We start from the raw sequence: 26100 nt of genomic DNA on the forward strand, positions 1-26100 counted from the left end.
TGGTAATAATTTTCTAGTAATAGTTCTTTTATCTTCTCTTTTTTTTTCTAAAACGCTAAAAGAGCCAATATTCCCAACGGCACAACCCAAGAAATTATCAGACCGAACCAGCCCAATTTGAGTAGATTAAGTTTCAAATTTGAAGGAACTTTACTTGAATTATAAGCTGTAACTTTACTGAAAACAAAAAACAATGGAACTAAATTGGATTATTTTAGCTGTAGTTTTGGTTTGCGCAATTGCTTTAATTCTATACTTGATTAAAAAGAATCAGAGGGATAAAAAAGATGTAACTAAATTTTTTAATACGGATACTACAATTAGAAAGGAATCAGAACTAGATGAAGAGGAGGAGTACTGATTGGGGTTGATTTAACTACAATTCTAAGGTAGAAATTTAGAACCATCAGATATAAAGAGTTCTGGTAATAGACAAATATTTTTTAAAATTTTTGCTTAACTAATAGCGCGATTATTGTTATTTTTAAATTTATAATAAATTCATTACATAATATGATCTGATTTTCTTTACAGAAAACTTTTCTCTCAAACGCAGTTGTAAAATCAAATCGTCCTCGCAACCGCGTGAGGGATGGAAGCGGCATCCTTTCCTTTTTTCTTTGCAAAGGGAAGATAAAGAGTACAGCCCGTGCCGGACGAAGTTTACGGAGTATGGGGTATGCCCAGAAGCAATTTCAGAACAAAAAAAAGCATTATCTTTGTTTACGATCACGTGGCAATTATTGCACGAAAAATTATCATAATATTAGCAACTACCCGTTGCAAAAAACAGTAAATTGGCACTTTCGATTTCTACTATTGAACACTTGTTAATATGGCTTATGGATAAAATAAAAATACTTTGGGTAGATGATGAAATCGACCTTTTGAAGCCCCATATATTATTTCTTGAAAAGAAAAATTACGAAGTTACTACTTCTAATAACGGTCGTGATGCGGTTGATGTTTTTGAAGAAAACAATTTTGATATTGTTTTTCTAGACGAAAACATGCCCGGAATGAGTGGTCTGGAAACGCTATCTGAGATGAAAGAGAAAAAATCTTCGGTTCCCATGATTATGATTACCAAAAGTGAGGAAGAATACATCATGGAGGAAGCAATTGGTTCTAAAATTGCCGATTATTTGATTAAACCTGTGAATCCGAATCAGATTTTATTGAGTTTGAAGAAAAATCTGGATCATTCTCGATTAATTTCACAAAAAACAACGTTGGATTATCAGAAGGAATTTAGAAAAATCACCATGGAAATGGCGATGGTGAATTCCTATGAGGACTGGATTGAATTGTATAAGAAATTAATTTTTTGGGAACTGGAATTGGAGAATATCAACGATCAAAGCATGGTTGAAATTTTGGAATCCCAAAAAACGGAGGCTAATTCGCAATTCGGAAAATTTATTGAACGCAATTATGAAGATTGGTTTGCACCAAAAGCGGATAAACCAATTCAATCACATACCTTATTTAAAGAATTAGTGATTCCTGAAATTGTAAAAAAAGACAAACCTATCTTGTTTGTCGTAATTGATAATTTACGTTACGATCAATGGAAAGCTTTTGAAAGTGTTGTGAGTAATTATTATAAACTAGAAAAAGAAGTTCCCTATTACGCTATTTTACCAACGGCCACACAATATGCAAGAAATGCAATTTTCTCGGGGTTGACGCCACTAGAAATGGAAAAACAGTTTCCGAAATATTGGAAAAATGATCCAGAAGAAGGCGGAAAAAACTTGTATGAAGCGGAATTTTTGTCAGCACAATTAAAACGACTGGGTTTGCATATTAAGGAAGATTATTTTAAAATCACCAATCTTGCCGGTGGTAAAAAGTTAGTTGAAAACTTCAAAACTTTAAAAAATAATGATTTGGTTACCGTAGTTTATAACTTTGTAGACATGCTTTCACACGCCAAAACTGAAATGGATGTAGTTAAAGAACTTGCCTCAGATGACAAAGCGTATCGTTCGCTGACCTTAAGTTGGTTTAAAAATTCTCCATTGCTGGAAATTATTCAACAGGGACAGAAAATGGGTTTCAAATTGATTTTGACAACGGATCACGGAACTATAAACGTGAAAAATCCATCGAAAGTGGTGGGTGATAAAAATACCAGCTTGAATTTGCGCTACAAAACAGGACGCAGTTTGACCTACGAACACAAAGATGTATATGCGGTTAAAGAACCTAAAAATATTGGCTTGCCGACGATAAACATGAGCAGTTCTTATATTTTTGCAAAAAATGATTTGTTTTTGGCTTATGTCAACAATTACAATCATTATGTTAGTTATTACAAAAACACGTATCAGCACGGTGGGATTTCATTAGAAGAAATGATTATCCCATTTTTAGTTTTTAATCCAAAATAGGAAGTTTTCAGTCACATTTTTTAGTTTTTGGTGCAACCTTAAACTTTAAAACAAATTTATTTAGAATGAATGTTATTTTTTCTTTAGACCAACTCGAGGAAGTTGCACAAAAAATCACTGCCCAAAATCCAAAGAAAGTGATTCTTTTTCATGGTGAAATGGGTGTTGGAAAAACCACTTTAATCAAACAATTGTGTAAAAATCTCGGAGTTATAGGCGCAACAAGCAGTCCGACTTTTTCTTTAGTTAATGAATACCAAACGACTGTAAATCAATTGGTTTATCATTTTGATTTTTATAGATTGAATCATGAAGTTGAAGCGATGGACATAGGAGTTGATGATTACTTGTATTCCGGTAATTGGTGTTTTATAGAATGGGCAGAAAAAATTCCGAATTTGATTCCTGAAGCCCATTCTGTGATTACGATCGAACTACTTCCTGATGGTAAACGTTCTTTAGAATTAAGATAAAAACAATTACGTATGAGTTTAGAAAATACAGTTAAAATAATTCCTTTTACAACAGCTTTAATTAAACCTATAAAAACCTTAAATTTAGAATGGCTGAAGAAATATTTCAAGGTTGAACCCAAAGATGAAATCGTATTATCTAATCCACAAGGCGAAATCATCGACAAAGGCGGAATGATTTTTTATGCAAAATATAAAAAGGAAATCATTGGTACCGTTTCTTTAATAAAAATCGATGACACCACATTTGAATTGAGTAAAATGGCAGTTACAGATGGTGTTCAAGGATTAGGTATCGGAAAAAAATTGATAGAGCAATGTATAAACATCGCTGAAGAGAGAGGTATTAAAAAGCTTATTTTATATTCTAATAAAAAATTACTTCCGGCGATACATTTATATAAAAAATTTGGTTTTGTAGAGATATTTTTAGAAGACGGTGTTTACGAAAGAGCCGATATTAAAATGGAAAGAATCACTAACTAATTTAAAATTTAAGCTTCAACTCACTTTCCTTCAACTCAATTGCCTTTTTTTAAAACTTTTTCCTTAAATTGTACCCTAAATTTTACAGTACTAATGCCAATAACGACAACTCCTTTTACTAAACAGCAGTTATTACCTCAAGAAGAAAAACTCGAGATACGAAGACGGAAAAGTGAACTTTTTATTGGAATTCCAAAAGAAACCAGTTATCAAGAACGCCGTATTTGTCTGACACCTGATGCAGTAAATACACTGACCTATCATGGTCACCGAGTAATGATTGAGGCTGGCGCAGGTGAAAGTTCCAGTTATACGGACAAAGAATATTTTGAAGCGGGAGCCGAAATTACTAATAACACCAAAAAGGTATTTAGTTGTCCCATGATACTAAAAGTGGAGCCCGCTACCCTGGCCGAAATTGAAATGATGAATAGGGGAACGATTCTGATATCAGCAATTCAATTGAAAACAAGGAAAAAGACTTATTTCGAGGCTTTAATTAAAAAGAAAATAACAGCACTTGCTTTTGAATACATAAAGGATGAAGATGGCACGTATCCGGCAGTCAAATCATTAAGTGAAATTGCAGGAACCGCCTCGATTTTAATTGCAGCCGAATTAATGATTACAAACGAATTTGGAAAAGGATTATTATTTGGTAATATCACTGGCGTTCCTCCTACTGAAGTTGTAATTTTAGGTGCAGGAACCGTTGCTGAATTTGCAGCTAAAACCGCTATTGGTTTGGGGGCTCATGTAAAAGTATTTGATAATTCCATTACAAAATTACGCCGACTGCAAAATAATCTAAATCAACGTATTTTTACTTCCACTATTCAACCTAAATCATTATTGAAAGCGCTTAGACGATGTGATGTCGCTATTGGCGCCATGAGAGGCATGGAACGTTGCCCAGTTGTAGTGACCGAAACAATGGTCGAATACATGAAAAAGGGAGCTGTTATAGTAGACGTGAGTATTGATACCGGAGGTTGTTTTGAGACATCGGAAGTGACTTCACATGAAAAACCAACCTTTATCAAGAATAATGTTTTACACTACTGTGTACCCAATATCCCCTCCCGTTATTCTAAAACGGCTTCATTATCCATTAGCAATATCATCACACCTTATTTGTTACAAATTGCTGAAGATGGTGGAATTGAAAGCGCTTTACGATGCAATAAAGGATTGAAAAACGGAGTTTATCTCTATCATGGAATCCTTACCAATAAAGCAATTGGCGATTGGTTTGATTTACCTGCTAACGATATCAATTTAATTGTTTTTTAAGCAAACTTTCTTTTACCTTTGCAAAAAAATTAAAACATGAAATTCGTACATCGTTTTGCTTATTATCTTATTGGTTTAATATTAGGATTATTTTTTGTAGCCGCTATTTTTACTGGAAAAGATACCCGTTGCAATTATTTTCCAAATGCAAGAGTATTGAATGATTTAAGAAACAAACCTTTTGATTATTCTGAAAAAGCATCCCAAATATTAGCCGAAAAGTGGATTGATACCATTGATATAAAAAACACGTTGCAATACGGCGATGTTGACTTTGATAAAAGCAATACCGAATTTCGTAAAGAAAAAGTATACGTGATTGAAGGAAAAACCTTAAAAGGCCAAGAAATTATCCTAAAAATAAAAAATGAAGAAGGCAAAGCTACTTTAGAAGAAATAATTAAGAAATAGACCCATTAATTATTGTTTTTTAGGACTTTATTATATAAATAAAAGTATTTCAAGTTGGGCGTGACCCTACGTAAAAACTTCGGGTCGTGCTGTACGTTCCCGCTTTTTTTTGAGAGGCTGAAACACCTCTCTAAAAAAAGAGCTCCACTGCCATCACTCACGCAAGTGATATAAAAACAGACATTTATAGGTGTCAACAACGAAATTAATCTACTGAAATCCAATTAATTATTCCTATCCCATTTTTTTTCAAATAGGCGTTTGTTTTACTGAAATGGTTGTTGCCAAACCACTTTCCCTGGTTGGCACTCATTGGTGATGGATGCCCGGATTCTAATACCAAATGTTTGTTTCGATCTATTTTGAGTCCTTTTTTATGGGCAAAATTACCCCAAAGCAAAAAAACTACGTTCTCTTTTTCATTTGAAATTTTTTGGATGACAGCATCTGTAAAAACATTCCATTTTAAATATTTATGGCTGTTTGGATTGTCTTCTCTTACAGTTAATGAAGCATTCAAAAGCAAAACGCCCTCCTTCGCCCAAGATTCCAGATTGCCAGATGTGGACATAAAAATAGTTCCTAAATCTTCACTCATTTCGCGGAAAATATTGCGCAAAGAAGGCGGAATTCTAACTCCGTCATTTACAGAGAAACACAAACCATTGGCTTCCCCTTTCCCATGATAGGGATCTTGGCCTATAACAACAACTTTTATATCTTTAAAGCTGCAATAATTAAAAGCAGCGAAAATCAAATCTTTTGGAGGATAACAAGTATGAATTTTATATTCTTCGGCAACAGTTTCCATTATATCCTGAAAATAGGGTTTCTGAATTTCGTCTGATAAAATGGATTGCCAAAAAGGATTGAGATTGATTTGCATATGATTTATTTTGCCGTAAAGTTCGCAAAGTTTTTCACAAAGTCCATTAAAAAATTAATGCATTTAACTTTGAATATTTGTAACTTTGAAACTTTACAACTTAGCTTATAAAATGATATCCATCACCGAAAAAACTTTACAAGATTTACAATTCCCAACAGTTCTCGATACTATTTCGACGATTTGTAATACTGATATTGGAAAACAAAAAGCATTAGAAATCACTCCTTTCAAGGATAAGGAAACCTTGATTCAAGCATTAATGCAAACATCTGAATATGTTTCTTCTTTCCAGAATAACAATGCCATACCCAATCATGGTTTTGATGCCATAACCCATGAAATTAAATTTTTAGCTATAGAAGACAGCTTTCTTGAAGTGGGCAGTTTTAGAAAAATTGCCACCATTTCATCAACTGCGAATTTCTTATTGAATTTCCTGAAAAAATTCGAAGATTATTATCCCAACTTATACGCTAGGGCTTCACAAGTCGAATTGACCAAAGATATCATCACTATGGTCGATGAAGTAGTTGACAAATATGGGGAAATAAAAGACAATGCCTCACCGGATTTATTAGATATTCGTAGGAATATGAATGTAGTTCGCGGCAAAGTGAATCAAAGCTTTGGAACAGCGTTAACGCAATATAATGCTTTAGGTTATTTGGATGATATTAAAGAAAGTTTCGTTCAAAACAGAAGGGTTTTAGCTGTTCTTGCTATGTATCGCCGTAAAGTTAAAGGATCAATTCTAGGGAGCTCCAAAACGGGAAGCATTGCGTATATCGAACCTGAGACAACACTCAAATATTCCCGTGAACTAAGTAATTTAGAATACGAAGAAAAAGAGGAAATCACTCGGATTCTAAAACAGCTATCGAATAAAATCCGTCCTTTTTTACCGTTGCTTATTCAGTATCAGGATTTCTTAAGTGATATTGATGTGATTGCAGCAAAAGCAAAATATGCAAATAAAATCAATGGAATCTTACCAACAATTACGGAGGATCGCCGACTCTATTTTAGAGATGCCTTCCATCCTATTTTGTATTTGAATAACAAACAGAAAAATGAAATTACACATCCGCAGACCATTGAATTAAATCAGGAAAGTAGAATTATTGTTATTTCAGGTCCCAATGCCGGAGGGAAAACTATCTCATTAAAAACCGTTGGATTACTCCAATTGATGCTGCAATCTGGAATGTTGATTCCGGTTCACGAACGCAGCGAAACGTTTTTGTTTGATCGGATATTGACGGATATTGGAGATAATCAATCAATTGAAAATCACTTAAGTACCTATAGTTACCGATTAAAGAACATGAACTACTTCTTGAAAAAATGCAACAAGAAAACTATGTTCCTGATCGATGAATTCGGTACCGGTTCTGATCCTGAATTAGGGGGCGCATTAGCCGAAATTTTCCTAGAAGAGTTTTATCATCGGGAGGCTTTTGGGATTATCACAACCCATTATTCGAATTTAAAAATTCTTGCTAATGAATTACCGTGTGCGACGAATGCTAATATGCTTTTTGACGAAAAATCATTAGAACCTTTGTATAAATTGGTTTTAGGACAAGCTGGAAGTTCCTTTACATTTGAAGTGGCTTTAAAAAACGGAATTCCATTTAGTTTAATAAACCGAGCGAAAAAGAAAATTGAAGTGGGAAAAGTACGTTTTGACAAAACGATTGCTACCCTTCAGAAAGAACGCTCTAAAATGGAAAAAACATCGCAAACCCTCAAAGAAGAGGAAATAAAAGCGCGTGAAGAAGGCAAGAAAATGGAAACTATTAATGTAAAAATCAAACAAAAACTGGAAAGTTATCAGGAATTATACGACAGCAACCAGAAAACGATTTATATTGGTCAAAAAATAGAAGATATTGCCGAGAAGTATTTTAATAACAAAAACAAAAAAGACCTACTTGGTGAGTTTTTGAAAATTATTGAAATTGAAAACTCAAAACGCAAAAAAGCCACTCCAAAAGAGGCCAAAGCTATTATTGAGAAGAAAAAAGAAGTTATAGAAGAAATCAATGTTCATGTAGAAGAAATTCGCCAGGAAAAGAAAGAGAAGAAATTAAAACCCGTAGTTGTAAAACCAAAAGCCATTCTAAAAGTGGGCGATCGTGTCCGAATGCTGGATGGAAAATCAGTAGGTAGCATTGATAAGATTGAGAAGAACAAAGCAGTAGTAAATTACGGTGTGTTTACTTCGAAAGTAAGTTTAGAGGAATTGGAATTCGTAGAAGCGGGTAAGAAGTAACCAATATGTCATTGCGGAACTCATTGCATGGAACGAAGCAAACCCAAACAAAAGAGATGTTTAATAGTATAGAACTGAATTGATAAATAAAATTAACCGTTGGGTGCAATTATTCAAAACATCATTTCAAGTGTCTTTTGTGTAGTAAAACCGAACAAAAAATGTATTGAGAACTTTAAAAATAATTTTCTAGTTCTCGATATAATTTTCTGTCGAGAATAACTCGAACTGACTAAAATTATTTGCACAAAACGGGTTAATAAACAATTTATCGTTTCGCCGTTAAGGTTGACCCAACAGAAGCAATTACTACACAAACCACAGCCATAATTTCGTAGAAACTTAGATTTTCCTGCAAAAAAATAAATGCACAAATAGAAGCTGCAGCAGGTTCTAGGCTCATTAAAATACTAAAAATTCTAGGAGGAAGCTGACCTAAAGCTTTCATCTCGAGCGTAAACGGAATAGCACTTGATAATAGAGCCAAAGCGATTCCTAACCCCAAAAGCTTTGGAGTAAGGTTTGCCAATCCATTTTCGTAAAAACCAAAAGGCAGAATTAAAAGAGCAGCAAATAACATTCCTGTGGCAACAGCCTGACCACCGTTCATGATTTTAGAAATTTTTCCTCCTAAAACAATATAAGCTGCCCAAAGCACACCTGCTAAAAGAGCAAATATTACGCCTATAATATCTACTCGATCATTTGTCCATGGAGCGATTAAAACGATTCCTGCAGCCGCAAGTAAAACCCAACAATAATCAATTAACCGTCTTGAACCAATTATAGCTAGTGATAAAGGCCCCATAAATTCTAAAGTAACAGCTAATCCAATTGGAATTCGTTCTATGGCGAGATAAAAAATTAAATTCATAGCTCCTAAAGACAAACCATACGGAATAACTATTTTCCATTGTTTAGGTGTAATTTCTTTTAGGTTTGGTCTATAAACTAATAGTAGAATTAAAGCTGAAATACCAATTCGGATCGATGCTGTTCCTGCGGCTCCAATTGTAGGAAATAGACTTTTGGCAATAGCTGCGCCAGATTGCACACTAATAATAGCTAAAAGTACTGCGGGAATAGGAGGTATATTAAATTCTTTATTTTTCATGGGAAGTGGAATGAGAAAGATAGAAATGTATTTTGAAATAAACATTCCTTATTTCTTCTGAAGAAGTGTTGTTGAAATTACTTTCAATAGTTATTAAAAAAGATAGAAAAAAATGCAATATTTTAAAATTACCCCAAAGTACGACTCGTTACAAAATAACGACAACCAGTAATAGCCATTTGCCTTTTTTCTACTTTCGAAATATCTAAGCCTTGTTTTGTAAAACTTGGTAAAATAATTTTATTTATTTGGGCTAAAATTTTATGCATGGCCAGGTTTGTTTTTTTCAAAGATATAAAAAAGATTTTGCGTTTTGGCAAAGTCTTTTGAGGTATTCATTGGAGGTTTTTAGTCAACCTTTATCAATTTTTCTAGAATATTCTAAGATTTAATTTTACTTCAAAATTCCAATCAGGTTGTTATTATTTTAAAACTTTTTCGCCTTTTTACGAATTTACACAGCTTGAGCTTCTTGCGGATATTATCACTTTCCTCGGAAAAACTAGATTGTGGATAAACTTTTTATATAATTTTGTTGCGGCCCTCTGTTCAGATTGTAAAAAACGAGAATTAATTTTATTCCATGAAAAAAGTCTTAGATTTCTCTAAAGCTTTTTTGTAGTCCTTACAAACCTGTTTACGAAACATTTTTTCAGTCAATAAAATAGCTCTGAGAAATCCTTTCTATTCAATTTGAAAAAAGTAGTTTTGTGCAGCTAATCTTTTGTCTTAACGTTTAAACAACTGCCCAAGCGGCAAAACGCTGAAAATATAAATTTCTCACGTTAAATCATATAGAAGTAATAAGGGTCATAAGTACTGCTTTAGTATTAAGTCCGGTATCAATCGTTTTGGCTACGGTTTTTCTTATATCGGTAGTCAAGATTAAGTAAAATAAAGAGGAAGTGAAAAAGGTGAAAGCAGCCGTAAGCTGGACTATTTGTCAGGAATGCCAGGGACGCGGCAAAAAAAGTAGAGGACTCAGCAAAAAAGTTAGACTCCATTACCAAATGGCATTCGATCAATTTGAAAAAACGAAAGGTGAAGGGAAGACTCCAGTTTATCCTAAAGGCCATCTATACTCCTGCTTAACCTGCTGCGGATCAGGGTTACTTCATTCTGCCAACCATCCTATAGCAGATAAAGAAAACTACCCACACGTTGCTATTATTGGCGGCGGTATAGGAGGAGTAGCTCTAGCTGTGGCTTGTTTCCACCGCAGTATCCCTTTTACGCTTTTTGAACGCGATAGCAACTTTGATGCCAGATCTCAAGGCTACGGACTCACATTGCAACAAGCTAGTAAAGCAATCAAGGGATTGGGTGTTTTCTCTTTAGAAGAAGCGGTGATTTCAACAAGACATGTGGTTCATACTACAGAAGGAAAAGTGATTGGGGAATGGGGAAACAGAAAGTGGATGCAATCAGATGCGAAAACGTCTCCTAAACGTTCAAATGTTCATATCGGACGGCAATCTTTGCGCTTAGCTCTACTTGAGCTACTAGGCGGACATGACGCAGTACAGTGGGGACACCAGTTAATAGATTTTAAGAAATGTGAGAATACAGGCGTTGATTTAAGTTTTCAAGTGGACGGGGAAATTAAAACTTTCAAAGCGGATCTTGTGGTTGGGGCCGATGGTATTCGTAGTTCAGTGCGGAAACTATTGATTGGTGAGGATGTTACCCCTTTACGTTATTTAGGCTGTATTGTGATATTAGGCATTTGTTCTTTAAAGGCTCTTGAAGGTCTAAATAATTCTTTACTAGACTCCGCCACTGTATTTCAAACTGCCAATGGCAATGAGAGAATCTACATGATGCCTTACACGTCAGACTCGGTTATGTGGCAGCTTAGTTTTCCAATGCCTGAAGAAGAGGCTAAGGTGTTAAGTGCACAAGGACCTCTAGCACTCAAGGAAGAAGCGTGTCGAAGAACTTATTGGCATGACCCTATTCCTCAGATTTTAGCGGCAACCCTGGAAGCTCAGATTTCTGGATATCCAGTGTATGACCGAGAATTACTCAACTCAGAATTATTAAAGAATGGATATTCTGTGACCCTGATTGGAGATGCGGCTCACCCAATGAGTCCATTCAAAGGACAGGGGGCAAATCAGGCGCTGCTGGATGCACTCACGTTGGCCCGAGGAATTCTAAAAGGATGTAGATCTTCTGAATGGAAAAAAGATGGACTGAGGGAATGTGTATTAACGGAATTTGAATCAGAAATGTTACAACGCAGTTCTTCCAAAGTGAAAGATTCAGCAGCGGCCGCACAGTTTCTGCATTCCGAAATTGTGCTTCATGAGAGTGATCAGCCGAGAGGAAGGGGGCTAACGCAAAAAGAGGCATAACAAAGCGCTTAAACATAACTTAAATAGTTTATTATGCTTATAGAAAAAAATCCAATAAATATATACCAATGTGTATAAAACATAGCGAATAAAGGCTTTTCAAGAGTATTTCGCTTATATATTTAGACCTTCAAATTTTGAATTACACTAAAAAGTATATGAACTATATATTCTATATAGTATTAAACATAAAAAACTCCTTAATTTCTTAAGGAGTTTTTTTGTGGGCGATGAGGGGTTCGAACCCCCGACCCCCTCGGTGTAAACGAGGTGCTCTGAACCAGCTGAGCTAATCGCCCTAATACAATTTAGTAATTTTCATATCCTTATTGCGAATGCAAATATACATCTTGAAATCGTATTTACAAGTGAAATATTAAAAAAATAAAAAATAAAACAAAGTAATTCTCTTTCATACTCTCTGATAGCACTTTAAAGGGAGTATGAAACCATACTATTTTTTTGTATTAAGTTGTTATAGTCTTACATTTGTGAAATAAATTATAAATAATGGCAAGGTTTAAAGAAAATGATTTACCAAAATCAAAAATTACGGCAAGTTCTCTCAATAAAGCAACTCTTATATTTCAATATGCAGGAAATCATCGTTGGAAATTTTATGTTGGTTTAGTTTTTTTACTGCTAACAGGTGCAACCGCATTAGCTTTCCCTAAATTAATGGGTATGCTCATAGATTGTGTGAAAAACAAAGACAATTCTCAAGCCAATTTTATCGCATTGGGATTAGTTGTTATTTTATTTTTTCAATCTATTTTCTCCTTTTTTAGATTGTCTTTATTTGTCAATTTTACGGAACATACATTAGCCAATCTTAGATTAGCATTGTATAGTAATCTTGTAAAGTTGCCTATGTCATTCTTTTCGCAAAAGCGTGTTGGTGAATTAAACAGTAGAATCAGTTCTGATATAACGCAAATACAAGATACCTTAACTTCCACAATAGCCGAATTCTTAAGACAATTTATTTTAATTATTGGAGGCGTTCTTTTATTGGCGAATGAAAGTATCAAATTAACATTGTTGATGTTGTCCGTAGTGCCACTTGTAGCAGTTGCAGCAGTTATTTTTGGGCGATTTATTCGAAAATATTCGAAAAATGTTCAAGATAAAGTTGCAGAAAGTCAGGTTATTGTTGAAGAAACCATGCAAGGGATTAGTATTGTCAAGGCTTTTGCCAATGAATGGTATGAAATTGCCCGTTATAACGGAAAAATAAAAGAAGTCGTTAAAATAGCCATCAAAGGGGGGAAATACAGAGGATACTTTGCTTCATTCATTATTTTTTGTCTTTTTGGAGCTATTGTTGCCGTAGTTTGGTTTGGCGTTCGCTTGAGCATTAGCGGAGAAATGAGTGTAGGACAATTAATTTCGTTTGTATTGTATTCCACTTTCGTTGGAGCTTCTTTTGGAGGAATTGCGGAACTTTATGCCCAAATCCAAAAGGCAATTGGAGCAACCGAAAGAGTTTTTGAATTATTAGATGAAACTCCAGAAAAAATTAATTCAATTCAAAATGCATCCTCGAGCAATAAAATTAAAGGTAATGTTACTTTCAAGAATGTAGCGTTTAGTTATCATTCCAGAAAAGAAATCAAAGTATTGAAAGATGTAAGCTTCACCGCTAATTATGGTCAAAAAATAGCGATTGTAGGTCCAAGTGGAACCGGAAAATCAACTATTGCTTCTTTATTGTTGCGTTTCTATAACATTGATAGCGGGGAAATATTGGTTGACGGGAAAAACATTTACGATTATGATTTAGAAAATCTTCGTGGTAATATGAGTATTGTGCCGCAAGATGTGATTTTATTTGGTGGAACCATTAGAGAAAATATTGCTTACGGAAAACCAGATGCTACGGAGCAAGAAATTCTTTTGGCTGCAAAACAAGCCAATGCTTTAAATTTCATCGAAAGTTTCCCTGAAAAATTCGAAACTATTGTAGGAGAAAGGGGAATTAAACTCTCTGGCGGACAAAGACAACGTATTGCAATTGCTAGAGCATTGCTGAAAAATCCGAGTATTTTAATTTTAGATGAAGCCACATCTTCATTAGATAGTGAAAGTGAAAAACTAGTTCAGGAGGCTTTAGAAATTTTAATGCAAGGAAGAACAAGTATCATTATTGCGCACCGTCTCTCTACGATACGCAGTGCTGATCAAATTTTGGTTCTTGATAATGGAAAAATAACAGAACAAGGAACACATCAGGAATTAATTACTTTAGAAAACGGAATATATAAAAACTTAAGCAATTTGCAGTTTAGCAATTCTTAGCTCAAATTTAATTACATAAAAAAAATCCATTTGCAAAAAACAAATGGATTTTTCTATGATAATTTTTTATCGTTTTTAAACTAAAAACTGATTACTAAAACTTTATTTTACTTCCCTTTTCTTCTATTGCGTTCCGCTTTTATCATTGATAATTCCCTACTGGTTTGCCCAGCAACTGAAGTATTTTCCTCAGCACGACGGATCAAGTACGGCATCACATCTTTCACTGGACCAAAAGGCAGGTATTTAGCAACATTATAACCATTAGCGGCTAAATTGTAACTGATATTGTCACTCATTCCGTACAGCTGGCCAAACCAGATTCTGTCATCGTTTGTTTTAATACCTTTCTCTTCCATCAATTCCATTAGTGTATAGGTACTTTCCTCATTATGGGTTCCTGCGAAAATAGACATCGTATCTAAATGTTCAATCATATAGCGCACTGCTGCATCATAATTTTCATCTGTAGCTTCTTTTGAAGCGCATATTGGTGACGTATAGCTTTTCTCTTCCGCACGCGCAATTTCTTTTTCCATGTAGGCCCCACGAACCAATTTCATTCCAATTAAAAACTCTTCGTTTTTGGCTTGCTCATGCAAATTTTTCAAATAATCCAAACGATCCCAACGATACATTTGCAACGTATTGAAAACAATCGGCTTTTCTTTATTGTATTTACGCATCATATCAGTAACTAAATCATCGGCCGCATCTTGCATCCAACTTTCTTCACCATCAATAAGAAGCGCTACATTTTTAGAATGAGCCTCTTTACAAACCAAATCAAAACGCTCCACTACTCTATTCCATTCAGCTTGTTCTTCGGTAGTTAACGTTTGTTTTTTTCCTGATTTTTCATACAATTCAAAACGTCCAAACCCCGTTGGTTTAAAAACTGCAAAAGGAATTGCTTTACGTTCTTTGGCAAATTCAATTGTTTTTAAAGTCATTTCGAGTGCAGCATCAAACTGACCTTCCTCTTCTTTTCCTTCTACAGAATAATCCAATACGGATGAAACCCCTTTGGTAAACATTTTGTCCACAACAGAAAGGCAGTCAACCTCATTTACTCCGCCACAAAAATGATCAAAAACGGTAGCTCGAATCAAACCTTCAACAGGAAGATTTGCTTTTAATGCAAAATTAGTAACTGCTGTTCCTATTCGAACTAAAGGCTGATTATCAATCATTTTAAAAAGAAAATAAGCTCTATCGAGTTCGGTATCGCTTTTTAATGTAAATGCAACTTGTGTATTATTGAATATTTTTTTCATTTTTTGTAATATTTTGTACAAATATAGATAGAGTTGGAAAAACATTTTTGTAAAATACTATTTAAATAACCCGTAGTCCATTATTCGATTAAATTGATTTTCAAATTATTTATATTTCTATCAAACACGAACTTGTTGAGATATTGAACCATTGTTAAAGCAAATAATTTGCTCAATATTCTTATTGTAAACCATGAAATGATTTAGCATAATTCCTTCTAATCATAATTAGTTGCACAATTGAGAGAATAAAGTCTCTATTCTTTTTCTAGATTTCATAAAAAAATAAGCTTGCTTTTTATAGTTATTTTTGGTTGGCTCTCTTTGGAGTTTCTAATTTTATATTTACTGTTTCAAAAAAAATTAATTGTATTTCAGCAGACAAGTAACCTCTATCTCCAATTAATACACAATCACTCATTTGTGCTTTAATGTCTTTCAAATAATGAATATCATGAACCGATGCAGGACTTATTAAAAACTTTGAAAAACTTGCAAAAGAGCAAACTGTGTGAAATTTATAATCCTAAAAACGACTTTTTTGAGAAGTACAATATCCTCTATTGGGTATTGCATTTTCAATCTCTTTAAATGTTTTTGAAGTGTTGCTCCAGATAATTTGCATACTTCTAATGGCATCTTAGCAACTACATAATAATCTTCAAATTCATTGAATTTCAAGGCTGATTACTTTCTAATTTCTTCCATCCAATCGAACAACTTTCTCCTTACTTTATGGTTATCATTAAACTCTAATTTTTATGATTCATTTAAAATTAATTTGCAATTTGCTTCAAAGTTATCCATAATTCCTTTAATTAATAATCAACGTGATCTGTTTTTTATAGTAATGAGTAACTTTTTTATAATGCACTGCGGGTCATTTTTATTTGTTTCAAACCTTTCATGAATTTCCTCCCTTTCAATGAATTTTCCCGAAAAATGATTTTTTTTTCTAAAACTGATTAAACCATTTCATTTTTTAAAAGTCCTATCATGTAAATATTTGTATGTACAAACGTTAAATAAAAATTAACAAATCGGCTATTCCCATTTCTAAAACCTAAATTTGTTTTTTAACTAAAATTAGCGATACCTAATCTTACTTTATATCATAAAAAATGAAAATAAAATACCTAGTTTACACCTTATTACTTGTCGGAATTGGTGGTTTTATTGCCTATCGAATTTCAACTAACATTTCCAAAAATGATGGTTCAAAAGATAAAGACGCTCAAAACAATACCATGAACGTTAGCGGAATTGTTGTAGAGCCGCAAACTTTCGATAATAATCTATCTCTTTCAGGATCTATTGAAGCGAATGAACAAGTAGAAATTCGAAGTGAAGTTTCTGGTATCGTTGAAGGGATTTATTTTCAAGAAGGAAGTAACGTCAATAAAGGTCAAGTTCTTTTTAAGGTTAATGATTTAGAATTAAAAGCGCAATTGCGACAAACTGCGACCAAAGAAGGTTTAGCTTCGGAAAACGAAAGAAGAGCGAAACTTTTACTTCAAAAAGAAGCCATAAGCCAAGAGGAATATGATATAGCAAGAGCTGATTTAAAATCAGCACAAGCTCAAAGTCAATTAATTAAAGCGCAAATTGCAAAAACATCAGTTAGAGCACCATTTTCCGGAAAAATAGGTTTACGTTCCATCTCACCCGGAACTTATATTACACCAACAATTTTAGTAGCTAAATTAGTAAATACCGGTAAATTGAAAATCACTTTTTCAATTCCTGAAAAATATGCTAATCAGGTAAAAACAAATACTATTTTATCATTTACAGTTGCCGGATCGGATGAAAAATATACTGCCAAAGTATATGCAATCGAACCCGAAGTTGCAATTGCTACCAGAACATTACAAGTTCGTGCTATTGCCGAAAATAGAAGCGGGAAATTATTACCAGGTACTTTTGCCAATGTTGAATTACCTTTAGACATTATTAAAGATGCCATCGTTGTACCTACTGAGGCAATTATACCTGTACAGAATGGGAAGAAAGTTTTTATTTCCAGTAATGGTCAAGCCAAAGAAGTTATGGTAGAAACTGCAACTCGTACTGATGCTAAAATTCTGGTGCTTTCTGGTTTAAAAGCCGGTGATACCGTTATAACAACTGGCGTAATGTCACTAAAAGATGAATCTCCCGTGAAAGTAACAGTAAAGTTATGAGTTATAAATGATGAATTATATTTTTTTTGTCCCTTAATAAAAATCATAATTCAGAAATCAACAATTCATAATTCATAACTACTAATTTATAATCCCAAAAATGAGTTTATCCACTACAAGCATCAGAAGACCGGTCTTAACTATTGTTATCAATTTAGCAATTGTATTATTCGGTATTATTGGTTATAGTTTTCTTGGTGTAAGAGAATTTCCTTCGATTGATCCGGCTCAAATCTCGATCCGTACTAATTATGCCGGAGCAAATTCCGATATTATTGAATCTCAAATTACCGAACCTCTTGAAAAAGCAATTAATTCGATTGATGGAATTCGAAACGTAACATCATCGAGTATTCAGGGAAGCAGCAATATTACTGTTGAATTTAATTTAGATAAAAATCTGGAAGAAGCGGCTAACGATGTGCGTGACAAAGTTTCTCAAGCCGTTCGTAATTTGCCACAAGATATTGATGCGCCGCCAGTAGTTTCCAAGGCTGATGCCAACGGGGAATCGATTATTTCTATGACCATACAAAGTGATACTCGAAATGCACTTGAATTGAGTGATTATGCTGAAAACGTAATTGCTCAACGACTAGAAACAATTCCTGGCGTAAGTGGTGTTCAAATTTGGGGACAGAAAAAATACGCGATGCGTTTGTGGATTGATCCTGTAAAATTAGCTTCTTACGGTTGCACGGTTTCAGAAGTTAGAGATGCGTTAAACAACCAAAATGTAGAATTACCTTCGGGAAAATTGACAGGAAATAATACCGAACTTACAGTAAAAACTGTTGGAAATCTATCCACACCCGAAGAATTTAACAATATTATCATTCGTTCCGAAGGGGAAAAAACAGTCCGTTTTAGTGATGTTGGTACAGCTGCATTAGGCCCTGAGAACTTAGAAACCAAAATGACACAATCCGGAACACCATTAGTGGGCATTGCGATTGTACCGCTTCCGGGGGCTAATTACTTAGATATTTCAAATGAATTTTACAAAGAATTTGAAATCTTAAAAAAGGATTTACCTAAAGACATGCATTTAAATATTGCCCTGGACACTACCATTTTTGTTAAAAAATCAGTGATTGAAGTGGCAGAAACTTTGGGGATTTCAATAATTCTGGTGATTTTAATTATTTATTTATTTTTCAGGGATTGGGCCATTGCGTTTAGACCATTAATTGATATTCCCGTTTCGTTAATCGCTACTTTCTTTATTATGTGGCTTTTTGGATTTTCGATAAATGTATTGACTTTGCTGGCGATTGTTTTAGCTACAGGTCTAGTTGTCGATGACGGAATTGTAGTTACCGAGAATATTTACAAAAAAGTAGAAGAGGGAATGTCACCAATTGAAGCAGCAATAAAAGGTTCAAACGAAATCTTTTTTGCGGTAATATCCATTTCCATAACCTTGGCAGCAGTATTTCTTCCAGTTATTTTCCTCGAAGGGTTTGTCGGGCGCTTGTTTAGGGAATTCGGCGTCGTTATTGGTGCTGCTGTATTAATATCGGCTTTTGTATCATTGACGCTGACACCAATGTTAAATGCGTATTTGATGAAAGGCGGTGAACAAAAAAAATCAAAATTTTATGTTTTAACAGAACCATATTTTCAAAAACTAAATAGCGGTTACGCAAGTGCATTATCTAGTTTCATGAAAAGAAAATGGTTAAGTTTTCCCATATTGATAGCCTGTTTTGCACTAATCTATTTGTTTTTTAATTTAATTCAAAAAGAAACTGCTCCTTATGATGATCGAAGCGGCTTAATGATGAGCATAACTGCACCTGAAGGAGCATCGTATGAATATACGGATCGATTTATGCAAGAGGTCTCTCAATTAATAGATGATTCCATTCCTGAAAAAAAGGTAGCCTTAATTATTACTTCTCCCGGGTTTGGTGCATCAACAGTAAATAGTGGTCGAATAAGAGTTTCTTTAACTGAACCAAATGAAAGAAAACGTTCCCAAAAAGAGATTGCAGAAAAATTAACCAAATTAACCAAGAAATATCCTGAAGCTAAAACTTCAGTGATAGAACAACCTACAATAGCCGTAAACAGGCGTGGTGGTTTACCTATTCAATATATTATCCAGGCTCCAAACTTTGAGAAATTGAGAGAAAAAATTCCGTTGTTTATGGATGAAGCTACAAAAAACGAAACTTTTGCAATTACAGATGTAAATCTGAAATTTAATAAACCGGAAATCAACGTAAGCATTGATCGTGAAAAAGCCGAAAGTTTAGGGATTTCAGTTATTGATATTGCCCAAACCTTACAACTTTCTTTAAGCGGTCAGCGCTTTGGTTACTTTATGAGAAATGGAAAACAATATCAGGTCATTGGACAATTTGACCAAAAAGATCGTTCTAAACCATTAGATTTAACTTCAATGTTTGTCAAAAACAATAAAGGCGAATTAATCCAAATGGACAATGTTGTTACAATTGAAGAACAAAGTAATCCACCGCAATTGTATCATAACAATCGATATATGTCGGCTACGGTTTCTGCAGGTCTCGCTCCAGGTAAAAGCATCAGCGATGGAATTGACGCGATGAATGAGATAAAGGCCAAAGTTTTAGACGATACATTTACGACCGACTTGGGTGGAGAATCCAGAGATTTTGTTGAAAGTAGCTCGAACACTACTTTCGCATTTGGATTGGCCTTACTATTGATATTTTTGATTTTAGCAGCACAATTTGAAAGCTTTATAGATCCGTTTATTATTATTTTGACGGTGCCAATGGCAGTTGCCGGAGCATTATTCTCCTTATGGTTATTTGACCAGACCTGGAATATTTTTAGCCAAATTGGAACGGTAATGTTAATTGGTTTGGTTACCAAAAACGGAATTCTGATTGTCGAATTTGCGAATCAGCTAAGAGAACAAGGAAAATCTAAAATTGATTCTATTTTGGAAGCTTCAGAAGCTAGACTTCGACCAATTTTAATGACCAGTTTAGCCATTTCATTAGGTGCTTTACCTATTGCTATGTCGCTTGGGGCTGCTTCCACAAGTAGAATCGGAATGGGAGTTGTAATTGTTGGGGGAACAATTTTCTCTTTGGTTTTAACCTTATTTGTTATTCCAGCTATGTATTTAATGTGGTCGAAAGCGAGAAAACATTATCCTGAATTTGATCACATCGAAGAATATGAAAAAGAAAGTAAGTAACATGACGAATTCAAAAAAAATATTTAGAAGCCTGATTTTATTTTTCTTATGCATCATAAAAATGAATGCTCAAGAAGTTTTAACTATTGAAGATGCTGTAAAAATTGCATTGGAAAACAATTATGAAATCAAAATTGCGGCAAATAATCTATTAATCGACAAAACCAACGTAAGTCTAGGAAATGCCAATATGTTACCTAAAGTCTCTGCTACAATTGTGGACAATAATAGTGTTCAAAACAGTTCGCAAACGCGCCAGGATGGAACAGAAACAGAGTTAGATAATGCCAAGAACAATAGTTTGAGTTATGGTATTGGATTGGATTGGACTATTTTTGATGGACTACGTATGTTTGCCAGATTAGACCAGCTTAAAGAATTACAAAAATTAGGAGAAGCCCAATTAAAGTTAACCATAATTACAAAAATCAGTGATGTAAATGCAACCTATTTTGATTTGGTACAACAACAACAGCAATTATCTGCTTTAGACTCAACAATCGTTATTTCTAATCAGCGATTGACTTTGGCACAAAACCGATTTACTATTGGAAAAGCATCAAAATTGGAAGTTTTAAATGCACAAGTGGATTTAAATACTGATAAAGTTACGCTATTGAGACAAAAAGAATTATTTGTAAATACTAAAATTTTATTGAATCAAATTCTTGCCAGAGACGCTAAAATTGATTTTAAAGTGGCTAATGCAATTGTTGTTGATAACAAATTACTGCTTCCTGAATTAAGCGCTTTGGCAAAAAAACAAAACCCGCAATTAGAAACCCAAATTATTAATAAAAGAGTTGCTGAGTTGCAGTTGAAACAAATAAAAGCGGGACGTTATCCTAATATAAAAATAAATACTGGCTACAATTTTTCTGAAAGTCAATCTAGTCTTGGATTTGTATCACAATCAGCATCCAAAGGATTGAATTACGGTTTCAGTGCTTCATTGAATTTATTTGATGGATTTGCTCAAAACCGAAACGAGAAAATTGCTGAAATTCATATTGAGAATTCTAAAATGACAATTGAACAGCAAAATTTGACATTGCATTCCCAGTTAGCAATTTCTTATCAAACCTATACTACAAATTTGGAATTGATCGCTTTAGAAGAAAAAAATGAAGCAATTGCAAAACAGAATCTAAATATTACATTAGATAAATTTAGAATTGGAACTATAACTACTTTGGAATTCCGTACCGCACAATTGAATTATGTGAATGCTAAAGTGCGTTATAGCAATGCTCAATTTCAAGCTAAATTATCTGAAATTGCACTGAAAGAATTAGCTGGTAATCTAAGTTTTTAATTTAAATTTGCAGCAAATTTTAGCCTAAAATGATTTCATACAATACAAAAGACTGGTTTACTTTTATCTTTCGTTTCCATAAAGCAGATACCTTTAGAACATTGTTTCCTATAATGCTTGGCATTGGCGCTTATTCCGGAATTATAGGGTATTTAGAAGTTGAATATTGGCAATTAGCAGACAACAGTTACGTGAAAAATATAACCATCATGCACGGAATGTTGGGTTTTGTAATTTCGTTATTATTAGTTTTCAGAACTAATACTGCTTATGACCGTTGGTGGGAAGGTCGTAAAATGTGGGGAAGCTTAGTCAACAACAGCAGGAATTTTGCTATCAAATTATCGGTGATCTTGCAGGATGAAAATGACCGCAATTATTTTAGAAAAATGATCCCGAGTTATGCTTCCATTTTACATAAACATTTGAAAGATGCTGATACCAGTAAGCAATTATTTGACGATGTTGATTTAGAAATTGATCATCACAAACACAAACCCAATCAAGTAGCAAAAATGCTATTTCAAAAAATTAATGATTTATATACTTCAAAAAAAATAACTGGTGACCAATTGATTATTTTAAATGCAGAAGTGCTATCCTTTACCGAAATTTGTGGTGCTTGTGAAAGAATCAAAAATACGCCTATTCCCTACTCTTACAGTGCTTTTATTAAAAAATTCATCTTCTTTTATGTGATGACTTTGCCCTTTGGCTATTCTTTCAGCCTTGGTTATTATGTAGCGCCGGTAGTGGTTTTTATTTTTTATGTTTTAGCCAGCTTAGAGTTGATTGCTGAGGAAATCGAAGATCCTTTTGGAACTGATGAAAATGATTTACCTACTCATAAAATTGCCCTAAACATAAAAAAACATGTGGAAGAATTAATTTAAAATTTGTTAAACTGTGATCCAGTTCTAATTATTTTCAGTAAATTTAAACTTTGTCTTCTTTAAGTTTAAAACCTATGAATAACAATCGTGCTTTTATAAATCCACCGCATTTATCTAACGAAAAATCATTAAAAACATTAGTTGAAAACAGAACTGTTTACTCACTAAATCATTGTGAACTTAATCTTTTCGAAACCTACGAATCTTCTGCTTTAGTTCCTTTGAAGTTTAATGATTTGGTCGTAACAAGCATGCTAAGAGGCAAAAAAGTAATGCATCTTTTTGACGATCCAAGTTTTGATTATTTACCCGGCGAAACTGTTGTTATTCCTTCTAATGTGGAGATGAAAATCGATTTTCCTGAGGCTACAAAAAATAATCCTACGCAATGTTTGGCTTTGGCGATAGACCAAACTAAAATTACCGATACATTACATTTTTTAAACGAGCGATATCCTAAAGAAGGTAATTCCCAATTCTGGCAATTGAACTACCAAAATTATTTTTTTTACAACAATGTAGAACTGGCGACAACCATAAACAAATTGATAAAAGAATGCATGAGTACTTCTATTACCAAGGATGCTCTGGCTGATTTGACTTTGCAGGAATTATTAATCCGAATTATTCAAACGCAAACTGCAAAAGCAATTGATGACGGTTTGTTTACAGATCCAAAAAATCCTATTACCAAAGTGGTAGAATTCATTCGATTGAATTTGAAGGAAAATATCAGCATGAAACATTTGAGTGAAAAAGCATGTATGAGCTCCACTTCTTTTTACAGACTTTTCAAAAGAGAATTAGGAATGAGTCCGATAGAATTTGTAATTAGCGAGAAGATAAGATGCGCCAAACAACTGCTAAAAAATCCAACAATACAAATCAATGAAGTTTGTTATTTATCTGGATTTGAAGATTCGAATTACTTTATTCGTTTGTTTAAAAAACATGAAGGAATTACTCCTAAACAATATCAATTATTATATGCAATAAACTAGATTTATTCAATAAATTTTAATGGATCAAGTGCTAGTTCTTCTTCTGGTGTGAAAATCCGATATTCAATTCGGAATGTTTTTTTTAATGGTGTTTCCAATGAAAATCCTCCAACCCCAAAAGCATCCATTACATCCAAAGTAAAATGAGCATGTTTCCAATATTCGAATAAATCCTTATCAACCCAGAATTCAGTGTTTTCAATTATTCCGATACAAACATCTCCCATTCTTTGGTAAAACCCCCCTTTTTCAAAACATTGTGGTTGTGTTCCTTCACAACATCCTCCCGCTTGATAAAACATCAAATCTCCATGTTTTTCCTGCAATATTTTAATTAATGTTATTGCTTTGTCTGTTGCGTCAATTCTTTTTATCATCTTTTTATCATCTTTTTTAATTTAAAATAAACCTGGCAAATTACTGAAATCTGCCAAGTTTACCATTAACCAATAATCTATAACTACTAAAAAAATCCTAATTTCTTTTTATCATAAGAAATCAACATGTTTTTTGTCTGACGGTAATGTCCAAGCATCATTTTATGATTTTCACGACCAATACCGGATTGTTTATATCCTCCAAAAGGAGCACCCGCAGGATAGGAATGGTATTGATTGATCCAAACACGACCTGATTGTATTGCTCTTGGAACCTGATAAATTTCGTGTGCATCCCGCGTCCAAACTCCAGCTCCTAAACCATACATCGAATCATTTGCAATGGCAATCGCTTCTTCTGTCGTTTTAAAAGTGGTAACAGCCAAAACAGGTCCAAAGATTTCTTCCTGAAAAATACGCATTTTATTATTCCCTTTGAAAAGAGTTGGTTTGATATAATAACCTCCGGCTAAATTTCCCTCCAAATGATTTTCTTCACCGCCAACCAGCAATTCGGCACCTTCTTCTTTTCCTAATTTAATATAGCTGAGAATTTTCTCTTTTTGAACTAATGAAGTCTGTGCTCCCATCATAGTAGTTCTGTCCAATGGATTTCCCAACTTTATTGCCGCTGTTCTTTCAATTACTCGGGCAATAAATTTCTCATAGATATCTTCATGAACCAGTAATCGAGAAGGACAAGTGCAAATTTCTCCTTGATTTAAAGCAAACATTACTGCGCCTTCGATCGCTTTATCAAAGAAATCATCGTCAGCATCTCCAACGGATTTCATAAAAATATTTGGAGATTTTCCACCTAGTTCTAATGTTACTGGAATAATATTTTCTGTAGCGTATTGCATCACTAAACGACCTGTAGGTGTAGAACCAGTAAATGCGGCTTTAGACACTTTTTTGTTAGTTACCAAAGCTCTTCCAAGCTCAGCGCCAAAACCATTTACAATATTTATAACCCCTGGAGGAAGAATATCACCTATCAATTCCATCAATATTAAAATAGAAATTGGAGTACTTTCCGCTGGCTTCAAAACGACTGTATTTCCTGCGGCTAATGCTGGAGCTAATTTCCAAATAGCCATTAAAATTGGGAAATTCCAAGGGATAATTTGCGCAATTACACCTAAAGGTTCACTTAAAGCGATAGAAACTGTTTGTGAATCCAGTTCAGCAATTGAACTTTCCTCCGCGCGAATTACACCCGCAAAGTATCTGAAATGATCTATCGCTAAAGGCATATCAGCAGCTAAAGTCTCCCGAATAGCTTTTCCGTTATCGATAGTTTCAACGGTAGCAAGATATTCAAGGTTATCTTCCATAACCTGTGCAATTTTATTCAATAAATTACTGCGTTCTGTAACCGATGTTTTTCCCCATGTTTGAAAGGCTTCATGTGCTTTATCTACAGCCAAATCAATATCCGCTTTGGTGGAATGTGCAGCTCTTGTAAATACTTTTCCATCAATTGGAGAAAAAACATCAAAATACTGTCCACCAATTGGAGCGACGAATTTTCCTCCTATATAATTTTCATACGTTGCCTTGAATTCAGGTCTTTTTACTATGTTGTCCATGTCTTTATATATTTTACTTCATCAAAAATAGACTCCTATTTATCATTAGAATAGCACAATTCATTCAACTTGTAGCATTAAATTTACATATCTATTTTTTTAACGTTATTTTATTATATTATTCTTATATATTTATGTGTATTTTATTAAATCATTATTTATAAAACTCCTGAAATCTGGCAAATCAGTTATAAAAAACCAAAAAAATTGTTTCTTACTCCAACCTGCAATCCTTATATTTGCACCCGAGACCGTAGGTCGAACTGACGAAGTA

General features: G+C 33.9%; 20 protein-coding genes, 1 tRNA gene and 1 pseudogene. 14 read left to right on the forward strand and 8 right to left on the reverse strand.

Features of this window, described 5'->3' with window-relative positions:
- Positions 1–193: 193 nt before the first annotated feature.
- From ACM55G_RS13815 to ACM55G_RS13840, 6 genes are all read left to right on the forward strand, one after another.
- The gene (locus ACM55G_RS13815) at positions 194–361 is read left to right on the forward strand and encodes a hypothetical protein (RefSeq protein ID WP_416844519.1); all 168 of its coding nucleotides are present in this window, start codon (positions 194–196) and stop codon (positions 359–361) included.
- Between the two features lie 481 nt (positions 362–842).
- The gene (gene porX, locus ACM55G_RS13820; protein WP_416844520.1) at positions 843–2396 is read left to right on the forward strand and encodes a T9SS response regulator signal transducer PorX; all 1554 of its coding nucleotides are present in this window, start codon (positions 843–845) and stop codon (positions 2394–2396) included.
- Between the two features lie 65 nt (positions 2397–2461).
- Positions 2462–2869 (forward strand): tRNA (adenosine(37)-N6)-threonylcarbamoyltransferase complex ATPase subunit type 1 TsaE, encoded by a 408-nt coding sequence (gene tsaE / locus ACM55G_RS13825; RefSeq protein ID WP_416844521.1) that lies wholly within the window; start codon positions 2462–2464, stop codon positions 2867–2869.
- A gap of 12 nt (positions 2870–2881) precedes the next feature.
- Positions 2882–3355 carry a GNAT family N-acetyltransferase gene (locus ACM55G_RS13830; protein ID WP_416844522.1) on the forward strand — a complete coding sequence of 158 codons (474 nt, stop codon included), beginning with the start codon at positions 2882–2884 and terminating at the stop codon, positions 3353–3355.
- Between the two features lie 93 nt (positions 3356–3448).
- On the forward strand, positions 3449–4648 hold the full coding sequence (locus tag ACM55G_RS13835) for an alanine dehydrogenase (RefSeq protein ID WP_416844523.1): 1200 nt from the start codon (positions 3449–3451) through the stop codon (positions 4646–4648).
- Positions 4649–4684: 36 nt separating this feature from the next.
- Positions 4685–5059 (forward strand): DUF4258 domain-containing protein, encoded by a 375-nt coding sequence (locus tag ACM55G_RS13840; protein WP_416844524.1) that lies wholly within the window; start codon positions 4685–4687, stop codon positions 5057–5059.
- Between the two features lie 205 nt (positions 5060–5264).
- Here ACM55G_RS13840 and ung read toward each other — a convergent pair whose 3' ends face one another.
- Entirely contained in the window at positions 5265–5945 is a 681-nt protein-coding gene (gene ung, locus ACM55G_RS13845; RefSeq protein WP_416844525.1) for a uracil-DNA glycosylase, read from the reverse strand.
- A gap of 112 nt (positions 5946–6057) precedes the next feature.
- Between ung and ACM55G_RS13850 the strand changes: the two genes are divergently transcribed.
- Positions 6058–8223: an endonuclease MutS2 gene (locus ACM55G_RS13850; RefSeq protein ID WP_416844526.1), complete on the forward strand. Its 2166-nt coding sequence runs from the start codon at positions 6058–6060 to the stop codon at positions 8221–8223.
- Positions 8224–8491: 268 nt separating this feature from the next.
- Here ACM55G_RS13850 and ACM55G_RS13855 read toward each other — a convergent pair whose 3' ends face one another.
- On the reverse strand, positions 8492–9337 hold the full coding sequence (locus ACM55G_RS13855; RefSeq protein WP_416844527.1) for an EamA family transporter: 846 nt from the start codon (positions 9335–9337) through the stop codon (positions 8492–8494).
- A gap of 128 nt (positions 9338–9465) precedes the next feature.
- Positions 9466–9606 (reverse strand): SsrA-binding protein, encoded by a 141-nt coding sequence (locus ACM55G_RS13860; RefSeq protein WP_416844560.1) that lies wholly within the window; start codon positions 9604–9606, stop codon positions 9466–9468.
- A gap of 741 nt (positions 9607–10347) precedes the next feature.
- Here ACM55G_RS13860 and ACM55G_RS13865 point away from each other — a divergent pair.
- Positions 10348–11694, forward strand: a complete 1347-nt coding sequence (locus tag ACM55G_RS13865) for an FAD-dependent oxidoreductase (protein WP_416844528.1) — start codon at positions 10348–10350, stop codon at positions 11692–11694.
- Between the two features lie 224 nt (positions 11695–11918).
- Here ACM55G_RS13865 and ACM55G_RS13870 read toward each other — a convergent pair.
- Positions 11919–11993: transfer RNA gene (locus ACM55G_RS13870), tRNA-Val, on the reverse strand.
- A gap of 211 nt (positions 11994–12204) precedes the next feature.
- Here ACM55G_RS13870 and ACM55G_RS13875 point away from each other — a divergent pair.
- Entirely contained in the window at positions 12205–13992 is a 1788-nt protein-coding gene (locus ACM55G_RS13875; RefSeq protein ID WP_416844529.1) for an ABC transporter ATP-binding protein, read from the forward strand.
- Positions 13993–14099: 107 nt separating this feature from the next.
- On the opposite strand, the gene ACM55G_RS13880 is transcribed toward ACM55G_RS13875, so the two are convergent.
- Together ACM55G_RS13880 and ACM55G_RS14930 are read right to left on the reverse strand one after the other, a co-directional pair.
- Positions 14100–15269, reverse strand: a complete 1170-nt coding sequence (locus ACM55G_RS13880) for a proline dehydrogenase family protein (protein ID WP_416844530.1) — start codon at positions 15267–15269, stop codon at positions 14100–14102.
- Between the two features lie 80 nt (positions 15270–15349).
- Positions 15350–16028, reverse strand: a pseudogene (locus ACM55G_RS14930) (IS982 family transposase); the annotation flags it as partial.
- 362 nt (positions 16029–16390) lie between these two features.
- Here ACM55G_RS14930 and ACM55G_RS13890 point away from each other — a divergent pair.
- The 5 genes from ACM55G_RS13890 (at position 16391) to ACM55G_RS13910 (ending at position 23857) form a co-directional block, all read left to right on the forward strand.
- Positions 16391–17452, forward strand: a complete 1062-nt coding sequence (locus ACM55G_RS13890; RefSeq protein WP_416844531.1) for an efflux RND transporter periplasmic adaptor subunit — start codon at positions 16391–16393, stop codon at positions 17450–17452.
- Positions 17453–17552: 100 nt separating this feature from the next.
- Positions 17553–20648 (forward strand): efflux RND transporter permease subunit, encoded by a 3096-nt coding sequence (locus tag ACM55G_RS13895; protein ID WP_416844532.1) that lies wholly within the window; start codon positions 17553–17555, stop codon positions 20646–20648.
- Positions 20629–21963: a TolC family protein gene (locus ACM55G_RS13900; protein ID WP_416844533.1), complete on the forward strand. Its 1335-nt coding sequence runs from the start codon at positions 20629–20631 to the stop codon at positions 21961–21963. Before ACM55G_RS13895 ends, ACM55G_RS13900 begins: the two co-directional genes overlap by 20 nt.
- A 29-nt stretch (positions 21964–21992) precedes the next feature.
- A complete protein-coding gene (locus tag ACM55G_RS13905; RefSeq protein WP_416844534.1) occupies positions 21993–22856 on the forward strand; it encodes a bestrophin family protein in 864 nt (287 codons plus the stop codon).
- A gap of 74 nt (positions 22857–22930) precedes the next feature.
- Positions 22931–23857, forward strand: coding sequence for an AraC family transcriptional regulator (locus tag ACM55G_RS13910; protein WP_416844535.1), 927 nt, complete (start codon positions 22931–22933; stop codon positions 23855–23857).
- 2 nt (positions 23858–23859) lie between these two features.
- Here the strand turns inward: ACM55G_RS13910 and ACM55G_RS13915 are convergent, their stop codons facing one another.
- Both ACM55G_RS13915 and ACM55G_RS13920 read right to left on the reverse strand, forming a co-directional pair.
- On the reverse strand, positions 23860–24234 hold the full coding sequence (locus tag ACM55G_RS13915; protein WP_416844536.1) for a DUF779 domain-containing protein: 375 nt from the start codon (positions 24232–24234) through the stop codon (positions 23860–23862).
- 86 nt (positions 24235–24320) lie between these two features.
- A complete protein-coding gene (locus tag ACM55G_RS13920; RefSeq protein WP_416844537.1) occupies positions 24321–25826 on the reverse strand; it encodes an aldehyde dehydrogenase family protein in 1506 nt (501 codons plus the stop codon).
- Positions 25827–26100: the final 274 nt, after the last annotated feature.

The sequence above is a fragment of the Flavobacterium algoriphilum genome (assembly GCF_048158655.1).
GTDB classification, from domain to species: Bacteria; Bacteroidota; Bacteroidia; order Flavobacteriales; family Flavobacteriaceae; genus Flavobacterium; species Flavobacterium algoriphilum.